Annotated in this window: 5 protein-coding genes; all 5 read left to right on the top strand. The window is 52.1% G+C overall.

The features are described from left to right. Positions 1–430, top strand: a 430-nt coding sequence (locus tag HN413_16180) for a hypothetical protein (protein MBT3391938.1), incomplete at its 5' end; no start/stop codon positions are given. A gap of 272 nt (positions 431–702) precedes the next feature. After that, a complete protein-coding gene (locus HN413_16175) occupies positions 703–5,883 on the top strand; it encodes a DEAD/DEAH box helicase (protein ID MBT3391937.1) in 5,181 nt (1,726 codons plus the stop codon). Positions 5,884–5,898: 15 nt separating this feature from the next. Continuing rightward, complete coding sequence (locus HN413_16170; GenBank protein ID MBT3391936.1) at positions 5,899–8,733, top strand: DEAD/DEAH box helicase; 2,835 nt, start codon at positions 5,899–5,901, stop codon at positions 8,731–8,733. Further along, entirely contained in the window at positions 8,730–9,560 is an 831-nt protein-coding gene (locus tag HN413_16165; GenBank protein ID MBT3391935.1) for a DUF3800 domain-containing protein, read from the top strand. Before HN413_16170 ends, HN413_16165 begins: the two co-directional genes overlap by 4 nt. 114 nt (positions 9,561–9,674) lie before the next feature. Beyond that, a partial coding sequence (locus tag HN413_16160; protein MBT3391934.1) for a hypothetical protein occupies positions 9,675–10,797 on the top strand: 1,123 nt, incomplete at its 3' end.

Here is a 10,797-nt window from a genome sequence, read left to right as displayed (position 1 = left end):
GCAACCCCAGCGGCGCAAGTCGCCCAAACGCGGGCGTTTAGAAGCGGTATTCAGTAAACTGGTGAGTTTTCCTCGGTTGCTGTTGGAAGATAACTTCTCCCTGGAAGTGGTGCTGATCCACGAAGAAGATGTGCGCCGCTTTGCGAGCAAAAAACGCAGACGCAATGCAGGCTGGGTGACGGTCGAACGGCGGCTTTTGGAAGTGGTAGCGCAGTATGTCTATGAACAACCATCGGACCTGAGTGCCTTGCTGCCCGCGGAATTACCCGACGAATTCACCACCCTGGATTTGGCAAAAGCCCTGAATGCCCCGCGTCGTCTGGCACAAAAGATGGTGTACTGCCTGCGGGAGATTGACGAAATTGTCCAGGTGGGGAAGCGTGGTCGGGCAGTTCTATATTCGCGGGCAAACGCGGCAGAAGTAGGCTAATTGATGGTAAATTGCTAGTTCCAATCATGACAAAATGTCATCAAACGAACTGAGTGCGATAACCCCGTGATATACTTTTGAAGAAGAATAAACCTCGCCAGGATTGCTGCCCGCGAGGAGTGGCCTCAGCGTTATAGGACGCCTCGGCGAATGTATTCTACCGAAGGGGTTCATAAGACGCAAGGGGATTAGAAGAAAAATGCGCATTCGCAAGCTTGGACAATATCAATTTGTAAAAATACCAAGGGGCATCTCTAGCGAGGTACCAACATATGGATGTATTTAATCTTCGTAATGCCTTAGTGAGTGAATACGCTGACTATATATCCAGCTTCATCACGATTCGGGATCAGCGCATCCGAGAATATATTGATAAAAGCATTTCAGAGGGGATACTATGGCCTGATCCTCTGATTCAATTGAATCCATCTTTTATGCCTGGGCACTCGATTGATGAATTTGTTGCAGAGGGCATATTGCATCCGGAATGTTCGAAAATATTTCGGATCAACAAAGGCACAGCTAAAGAAAAAACCCTACGTTTACACAAACACCAGGACGAAGCAGTTCGAATAGCAGCCAGGCAACACAATTATATATTGACGACAGGCACCGGATCGGGGAAATCACTGGCCTATATTATTCCGATTGTCGATCATATTTTGAAACAAGGTAGCGGCAAAGGCATTAAGGCGATTATTGTCTACCCGATGAATGCCCTGGCCAATAGCCAATTAGGTGAATTGGAAAAATATATCAATCTTGGCTATCCGGACAATATCGGTCCTGTGCGGTTTGCTCGATTTACTGGCCAGGAATCTGATGAGCAGCGCAACGCCATTCGAGCCAACCCTCCCGATATATTGTTGACTAATTATGTTATGCTGGAATTGCTCCTGACCCGCCCTGAAGATCGAGGCAGTATTATTCGATCTGCGAAAGGACTCCAATTTTTAGTATTAGATGAATTGCATACTTATCGGGGCCGTCAGGGCGCAGATGTTGCCATGTTGATGCGCCGATTGCGTGATGCCGTCGAATCTCCATCCATGCAGTGCATTGGCACATCCGCCACCTTATCGAGTGGGACAACGTTTGATGATCAGCAAGCAGCGATATCGGAATTAGCTTCTTTATTTTTTGGCGATCGATTTCATCCTGAGCACATCATAGGAGAGACTCTTACACGCACCACAGTGGACGCGCCAATTGGGAGCGCTGAGTTTAGCGCGATCTTACGCCAGCAAATCAAGCCGTCCTATGAATTCCCAAAACGATTTGAAGAGTTCGTCGATGACCCCCTGGCAATCTGGGTGGAATCAACCTTCGGTATCTCTCAAGAACTAGAAAATGGTCGTCTAATCCGAGCGATTCCAAGAAGCATTACAGGCAAACAAGGGGCTGCGCAAGACTTAGCCCAAATAACATCCTTGCCCGTCGAAGATTGTGAAAATCTCATCATGGATTGTCTTTCAGCCGGGTATCGGATCATCAATCCCAGTACTGATTTCCCGCTTTTCGCTTTTCGGCTGCACCAATTCATCAGCCCCGGTGATACCGTTTACGCGACGTTAGAAAATCCAATTGAGCGGCATATCTCTGTGAATTATCAACAATTCAAACCTGGAGATCGCTCAAAAATCATGCTACCAGTGGTATTTTGCCGCGAATGTGGACAAGAATATTACAGCGTGCGAGCCTTTGGTGAGGATGAACGTGAATTCTTACCTCGCGAATATACCAATTACCTCCGGGATGATGAAAGCCAACCGGCCTATTTATATCTAAACACTGACAACCCCTGGCCGCGCGCCGAAGATGAAATTATGGATCGTCTGCCGGATGACTGGTTGGAAATCCATCGGGGCGAAACGCGCGTTCTGAAAAGTCGTAAGAAAAAATTGCCCAAATATATTCGGATCGGCACAGATGGCAAAGAATCCAGCGATGGTCAATCTGTAGTTTTGATGCATGCGCCGTTTACTTTTTGCCTTGAATGTGGGGCGGCGTATAGTAGTCGCGCGAAATCTGATTATGCCAAATTAACAACCCTAAGCGCCGGAGGCAGAAGCACTTCCACAACGATTCTCAGCCTGGCGACGATCCGCCAATTGCAGCATGAAGGCTATCTGGAACCCAAAGCACGCAAACTGCTTAGTTTTACTGATAACCGCCAGGATGCAGCTCTTCAAGCGGGACACTTCAATGATTTCATCGAGACCAGCTTGATTCGGGCTGCTCTATGCCAGGCGGTAGAGAATTGTGGAGATACCGGCCTCCGGCATGATCAGCTAACGCAGGCCGTCGCGAGCACATTGGACCTGCCCATCGAAGCTTACGCGTCTGATCCTGATGTTCGCTTCATGGCGCGTGAAGAAACCGATGAGGCGCTGCGCGATGTACTGGGACTACGCTTGTATCGCGATTTGCGCCGCGGCTGGCGCGTGATGACGCCGAACCTTGAACAATGCGGGCTGCTGCAGATCCAGTATTTGTCACTCGAAGATGTTTGTGCTGCGGATGATGTCTGGGAAAACAAGCACCCGGCCCTCACAACTGCCAGTGCGACAACCCGTCAAAAGGTTGCCCAGACTTTGCTGGATTATATGCGCAGGGAACTTGCCATCCAGGTAAGCTACCTGGACAGGAACGCACTGGAGCGAATTCAACAACGCAGTCAACAGCGATTAATTTCTCCCTGGGCGATCGACGAAAATGAAAAACCCGAATCGGCAGCCATTTTGTACCCGCGCAGCCGAAAGGCCAGCGACTATGGCGGCAACGTGTATTTATCGGCCCGCGGTGGATTCGGGTTGTTCTTAAATCGACCGGGGACTTTTGATGCCTATAATCAAAAATTGGATCTGGTGAACCGGGAGCAGATTATTCGAGATCTTTTGGATGCGCTGCGGATTGCGGGGATTGTCGAAAAAGTGGATCAACCCGCTACCGAAGATGATGTAGGGGGATTTCAACTCAAAGCAGCCGCTATTATTTGGAAAGCCAGTGATGGCTCGACCCCGTTTCATGATCCCATTCGAATGCCCCAATTACCTGAAAGCGGAGGCAATGCCAACCCGTTTTTTGTGCGCTTTTACAAGAGTGTGTTGGATGACCTGAAAGGTTTACGCGCTCGGGAACATACCGCCCAGGTCCCCTATGATAAAAGGGAACTTCGGGAGAATGAATTTCGCGCCGGGAAACTCCCCATCATGTATTGTTCACCCACGATGGAGTTGGGTATTGATATTTCCCAGTTGAATGTTGTCAATATGCGCAATGTGCCCCCCACACCTGCTAATTATGCGCAACGTTCCGGGCGCGCCGGGCGCAGCGGACAACCCGCTTTAGTCTTTACCTATTGCGCCAAAGGTAGCCCACACGATCAATATTTCTTCAAACGGCAAGCGCGCATGGTGGCAGGCGTAGTTCAGCCGCCGCGAATCGAACTTGCCAATGATGATCTTCTTCAGGCGCACATCCATGCCATTTGGTTAGCGGAAACCCATCAAAAATTGGGCCAATCGTTAAAAGATATTCTGGAATTGGCAGGTGATCCCCCCTCACTGGATTTAATTGCTGAGATAAAGGATGCTTTAGCAGACGCCAGCGCGATTTCGCGCACCCGCCAGCGTTCCGCTGGCATGATATCGAATTTGGAAGCTAACCTATCCGATACCGATTGGTATTCGCAAGATTGGCTCAATAAAGTGCTGATCCAGATCCCCGAACGTTTTCAGGCAGCCTGCGAACGTTGGCGCGATTTATATCGTGCAGCCTTGAAACAAAAACAGCAACAGGAACGAATTATTTCGGATGCCTCACGGCCAGCATTGGATCGGGATCGGGCGCGCAGGCTGCGGCGCGAGGCGGAAAGCCAGATTGAGCTATTATTGGATAGCAAAAATATCGCCCAGTCCGATTTTTACAGCTATCGCTATTTTGCCAGCGAAGGCTTCTTGCCCGGGTATAACTTTCCGCGGCTGCCGTTATCGGCCTATATTCCTGCTCGCAGGGTACGCACGGACGAAGGAGAGTATTTATCCCGCCCGCGTTTCATGGCAATCTCCGAATTTGGGCCGCGTTCGATTGTCTACCATGAAGGCTCACGGTATGTTATCAACCGCGTCATCATGCAGATTTCAGACAAGGAATCGGATGATGAATTGTTGGCGACCGAGCGCGTCAAAATGTGCCCGGCGTGCGGCTATTTGCATCCGATTATCACTGGTGATGGCCTGGACCTTTGCGAGCGCTGCAAAGAGCCGCTTACGAATTATTTATCGTCGTTATATCGGATGCAAAATGTATCCACCAAACGCAGAGACCGCATAAACTCCGATGAGGAAGAGCGTTTCCGCTTAGGCTATGAAATCCAGACAGCCATGCGCTTCCATCACGATAACGGTGAAATGCAAATCCAGCAGGCTGAGATCGTATCGGCGGATGGCGGCATTCCGCTAGCAAAACTAGCCTACGGCGATGCCGCAACCATCTGGCGCATCAACCTGGGGTGGCGTCACCGCCAGGAGCAATCGCAACCGGGTTTCGTGCTGGATTTGGAACAAGGGTATTGGAAAAATAATACCGCCCTGGAAGACGACGCCGAAGATCCCATGGGGAACAGGACCAAACGGGTCATCCCGTATGTTGAAGATCACAAGAATTCCCTGCTTTTTGAACCTGCTGAGGCGCTCGAAGTGGAACAAATGGCATCGTTGACCGCGGCTATCAAAAAAGCGATCCAGGTTGTCTACCAATTGGAGGACAGTGAACTGGCCGCTGAAGCACTTCCTTCGGGTGACGAGCGCAGGGTCATTCTGTTCTATGAAGCGGCAGAAGGCGGCGCCGGTGTGCTGCGGCAGCTCATTAAAGATCCGACTGCATTTATTGCTATAGCAAGAACAGCCCTGGAAATTTGTCATTTTGATCCTGAAACCGGAATCGACCAACAAAAAGCACAACACGCCGAAGAAGAATGCGAAGCCGCCTGTTATGACTGCTTGCTGAGCTACTATAATCAGCGGGATCACCGTCTGTTGGACCGGAAGGTGATCCGTGAATTGCTGATGGAATATCGCGATGCCATTGTCAAAACGTCCCCTGGGAATGTAGTTCGGGATGACCACTACCAACACTTGCGCAATCTGTGCCAGTCCGAATTGGAAGAGAAATGGCTTTCGTACGCGCAATCCAAACATTACCGCCTACCCTCCAAAGCGCAGCATCTAATTGGGGAATGTAGCACACGCCCCGATTTTGTATACGAAGATGATTACGCTGTGATTTATGTGGATGGCTATCATCACCTGGACGAAAATCGCCAACACCGTGATCGAGATCAACAAAACTGCCTGGAGAATATGGGCTATTCTGTCATCCGATTTGGAATCTTGAATGACTGGGATGCGATATTTATAGAACATGGGTATCTCTTTGGACATGGACAATGAAATGAGGAGTAATTTGTGAATTATGCTATTGGTTCTTTGGTAGCAGCTCGCAATCGAGAGTGGGTAGTGTTGCCCGGTTCGGATGATGTATTCCTGTTGGTCAAACCCTTAGGTGGAATCGACGAGGAAATTACCGGCATCCACCTGGCGCTGGAGAACGTGAAACCAGCCCAGTTTGGTCTGCCTGATCCTACAAAGGTCGGCGATTTCCGGTCGGCGCGGTTACTCAGAGATGCGGTGCGGCTGGGATTTCGCAACAGCGCCGGGCCGTTCCGGTCCTTTGCCCGCTTGGCGGTTGACCCCCGGCCCTACCAGCTAGTGCCGCTCCTGATGGCGCTCAAGCTGGAGCCAGTGCGCCTGTTGATCGCCGATGATGTCGGCATCGGCAAGACGATCGAAGCCGGGTTGGTGGCGCGCGAAATGCTGGATCGAGGCGAAATCGAGCGCCTGGCTGTGCTGTGCCCGCCACAATTGGCCGAGCAATGGCAGGACGAACTGCGGAACAAATTCCATATCGATGCCGAATTGGTATTGCCGAGTACGGTATCGCGTCTGGAACGGAATACCCGCCTGGATCAATCTCTTTTCGACATTTATCCCTTTGTGATCGTATCAACGGATTTCATCAAATCCGACCGGCGGCGGGACGAATTTATCCGCACTTGTCCGGGGTTAGTAATTGTGGATGAAGCGCATACCTGCGCTTTTGGCGGTGCGACTGGCAAAGGCCGTCATCAGCGACATGAGTTGGTTTCAGGGCTAGCGGGAAACCCATCTCGCCATATGATCCTGGTGACAGCCACACCGCACAGCGGTAAGGAAGATGCCTTCCGCTCCCTATTAGGCTTCTTAGACTCTGGCTTCAAAGAATTACCGGAAAATATCAGCGGGGCAGAAAATGTCCGGCACCGGCGTTGGCTTGCGCAGCACTTTGTGCAGCGCCGCCGGGCGGATATTCGGAACTATCTCGGCGCAAATACGCATTTTGCAGAGCGTAAAGACGCCGAAACAACCTATACCCTTTCTGCGGAATATAAGCGCCTTTTCAATCGGGTGCTGGACTACGCCCGCGAGACCGTCAAAGATCAAACAGGCGGGCAATTTCATCAACGCGTGCGCTGGTGGTCGGCCCTGGCATTATTACGCGCGATGGCATCCAGCCCGGCAGCAGCAGCGGCAACCTTACGAGCCAGGGCAGCCACGCTGGAAATCGAATCAGACTCTGTGCAAAGTGTGGATGAGATTGGACGCAGGACAGTCTTTGACCTGAGTGATGCCGACTCGACCGAAGGCCTGGACATCATCCCAGGCAGCGATGCCAGCGAATTGGAGGATGGGGAAGGAAAGGAACGCACTCACAGGCGCTTGCTGGATATGGCCCGTGAAGCGGATAAACTGGCGGGCAAATCCGATGCCAAGTTAGCTCAGGCCATCGAGATTGTCAAAGACCTGGTTGGCGATGGCTACCGGCCGATCCTTTTCTGCCGCTTTATCTCGACGGCAGAGTATGTAGCTGAGCATTTGCGCAGTGCCTTGCGGGGCGTGGAAGTGATGGCTGTCACCGGCACGATGCCACCTGCCGAACGAGAATTGCGCGTCCAGCAATTGGCAGAAGCCAAAAAGCATGTCTTGGTCGCTACCGATTGTTTATCCGAGGGCATCAACCTGCAAGATGGTTTTGATGCGGTGATTCACTATGACCTTTCCTGGAACCCCACCCGTCACGAGCAGCGCGATGGACGAGTGGATCGCTTTGGACAAGTGAAAAATGAAGTGCGCGTGGTGACGTATTACGGGATCGACAACCAGATCGACGGCGTAGTGCTGGATGTTCTGCTGCGCAAGCACCGCAGTATCCGCACTTCATTGGGGATTTCAGTGCCAGTGCCGGTCAACACCGATGATATTGTGGAAGCAATCTTTGAGGGACTGCTGTTGCGTGAGCGCTCCGGTGGGGTGATTGAGCACTATCTCCCCGGCTTCGAGGAATTCATGAAGCCCAAGAAAGAAGATTTGTACGCCCAATGGGATTCGGCTACCGAGCGCGAGCGCCGCTCCCGGACGATGTTCGCACAGGAAGGTATCAAAGTTGATGATGTTTCCAGAGAACTGGAGGCCGCCCGCGATGCCGTTGGCCTGAGGGTGGATGTTTCTGAGTTTGTCCGCCAATCCTTAAAAACCGCCCATGCTGTCGTCCTGGGGGATGATCTTATCAAAGTGGATTTAGCAGAGGCTCCCAGGGCATTGAAGGATGTGTTGGATCTGGACAAAGACCGCTTTGAGGCTACTTTTGCCCTGCCGTTAAAAGATAAAGAAATCTATTTAACCCGCACCCACCCTCTGGTAGAGAATTTGGCAACCTATGTCATGGATACCGCTCTGGATGGCGCCGATGACAGCATCGCCAAACGCTGTGGCGCCATCCGCACCCGCCAGGTGGAAATGCGTACCACTTTGCTTCTGCTGCGCCTGCGCTACCATCTCAAAACCAGCCGCGGTAGTGAAGAAACCACCCTATTAGCGGAAGAAGTGCTTCCGGTGGCTTTTCGCGGTTCTGCGGAAGCGGCGGATTGGCTGGATACCGCCTCAGCCGAAGCCTTGCTGAGTGCCGAGCCGGATGACAATATTTTCCCGCAACAGGCGACGCAGTTTATCAGCCAGATGATCGCTGGATTGAGTGTGTTGCAGCCCCACCTGGAAGCGGTTGCCCTGGAACGGGCTGAAACCTTACTCCAATCACACCGGCGCGTGCGCGATGCGGCCAGGCACACCGGGCGCTACCGGGTTGAACCGAAGCTGCCGGTGGATGTATTAGGAATTTATGTGTTTTTGCCAAAGGTTAGCTCATGAATAAATCCCCCATGATACGCAAATATTTTGTTGATGAGGCCGGTGACGCGATCATATTTGGCAAGCGGGGAGGCATAATGGTCGGAAAGCCGGGTTGTTCGCGCTATTTCATCCTGGGTGTGCTGGATATTGCTGATCCCAATACTTTGAGCGCTGAGATGAATCTCTTGCGGGGGAATTTATTGGCTGACCCCTATTTCAAAAAAGTGCCTTCCATGCAACCGGAGGCAAAGAAAACGGCATTGGCTTTTCACGCCAAAGATGATGTGCCCGAGGTACGACGGGAAGTTTTTGCTTTGCTGATGAAGTATGAGCTACGCTTTTTTGCGGTTGTGCGCGATAAATTGAGCGTGATCGAATATGTGCGGCAGCGTAATAAAAATGATGCGGGTTACCGTTACCATCCGAACGAGCTATATGATTATATGATCAGGCGGCTCTTCAAGAATTTGCTGCACAAAGATGATGGATACGAGCTTTATTTTTCCAAACGAGGCAAAGAGGATCGTACAGCGGCCTTGATGGAATCTTTGGAGCGTACCCGGACACGGTTTGCAACCCAATGGGGTATTCGGAATAACGTTCCGATGACGGTTTATCCACAACCGCCGTCTGACTGTGTTGGCCTGCAAGCCGTTGATTATTTCTTGTGGGCCTTGCAGCGTTTCTACGAACGCCGCGAAGACCGCTATGTAGATTTACTCTGGCCTGCTTTCCATATGGTTTATGACCTGGATGATACGCGTAAGAGTGCCTATGGCCGCTATTACACACAAAAAAAGCCGCTAACATTAGCGGCTTTGGATAATGACTTGCCAGGGATATAGAATTGAACTGACCGCAGCCAGACAATTACACGGCATGGAGCCGAATTTTGTCCACTGGCTACTAGAGTATAGCATGAAATTGCTTTTATCGTTGAACGATTTTTAAGGCTCATTATGCAAACCCGCCGACGAAACACCTTTACCACCATCCGCACCGAGGGGGCGATTCTGCCGCCCGATTTGTTGCAGCGTATCTCTGAGGGGGCGACGAATCTTGATGGCCTGCAACCCAGCGACTATCACCTGCTGGCCGGGGAGAAGCTCAACGAGGCCACCAACCGTTCGTGGAACCGGCTGATCGGGGCCTGGGAGAATTTCAAGACTTCTCAAGAAAAGGTCTTCGAAGGACAGCCGGGCACCACCGAGACGCGCAATCGCTGGCTGCTGCCGCTCTTCCAGGAGTTAGGTTACGGACGTCTGCAGACCAGCACGGCTTTCAACCTGGATGGCAAATCGTACCCGATTTCGCATGGCTGGGGCAAAGCGCCGATTCACCTGCTGGGTTTCAATATCGACCTTGGCAAGCGTACACCCGGCGTGGCCGGGGCCGCCACCACCAGCCCGCACAGCATGGTGCAGGAGTTCTTGAACCGCTCCGAAGAGCATCTGTGGGCTTTTCTCTCTAACGGGCTGCAACTGCGGGTGCTGCGCGATAACGTCAGCCTGACGCGCCAGGCCTACGTCGAGTTTGACCTGCAGGCCATGATGGAGGGCGAGGTCTACGCCGATTTTGTACTGCTGTGGCTGCTGTGCCACCAATCCCGCGTCGAGGGAGAAAAACCTGAAAACTTCTGGCTGGAGCAGTGGTCCCGTCAGGCGCAGGAACAAGGTACTCGAGCGCTGGATCAACTTCGAGCGGGGGTGGAGGATGCGATCTCCGCGTTGGGCAGTGGATTTTTGGGAGCAGCAGCCAACCAGGAACTGCGCGCGAAGCTCCGCCAAGGGGCGCTATCCAGGCAGGATTATTATCGTCAACTTTTGCGGCTGGTCTACCGGCTGATCTTCCTGTTCGTGGCCGAAGACCGCGAACTGCTCTTTTCGCCGGATTCCGATCTCACCGCCCAACAGCGCTACCGGGATTATTATTCCACCCAACGCCTGCGCCGACTGGCCGAACGCAGCCGCGGGCTGCGGCATGCTGACCTGTATCATGTGCTGCGGCTGGTGACGGAACAACTTTCGAGCGTGGCGGGCAGCCCGGAACTGGCTTTACCGGCCTTAGGCGGATTTCTGTTCT

The sequence above is a fragment of the Chloroflexota bacterium genome, assembly GCA_018648225.1.
Lineage (GTDB): Bacteria > Chloroflexota > Anaerolineae > Anaerolineales > UBA11858 > NIOZ-UU35.
This window is presented reverse-complemented; position numbering and strand designations above follow the sequence as displayed.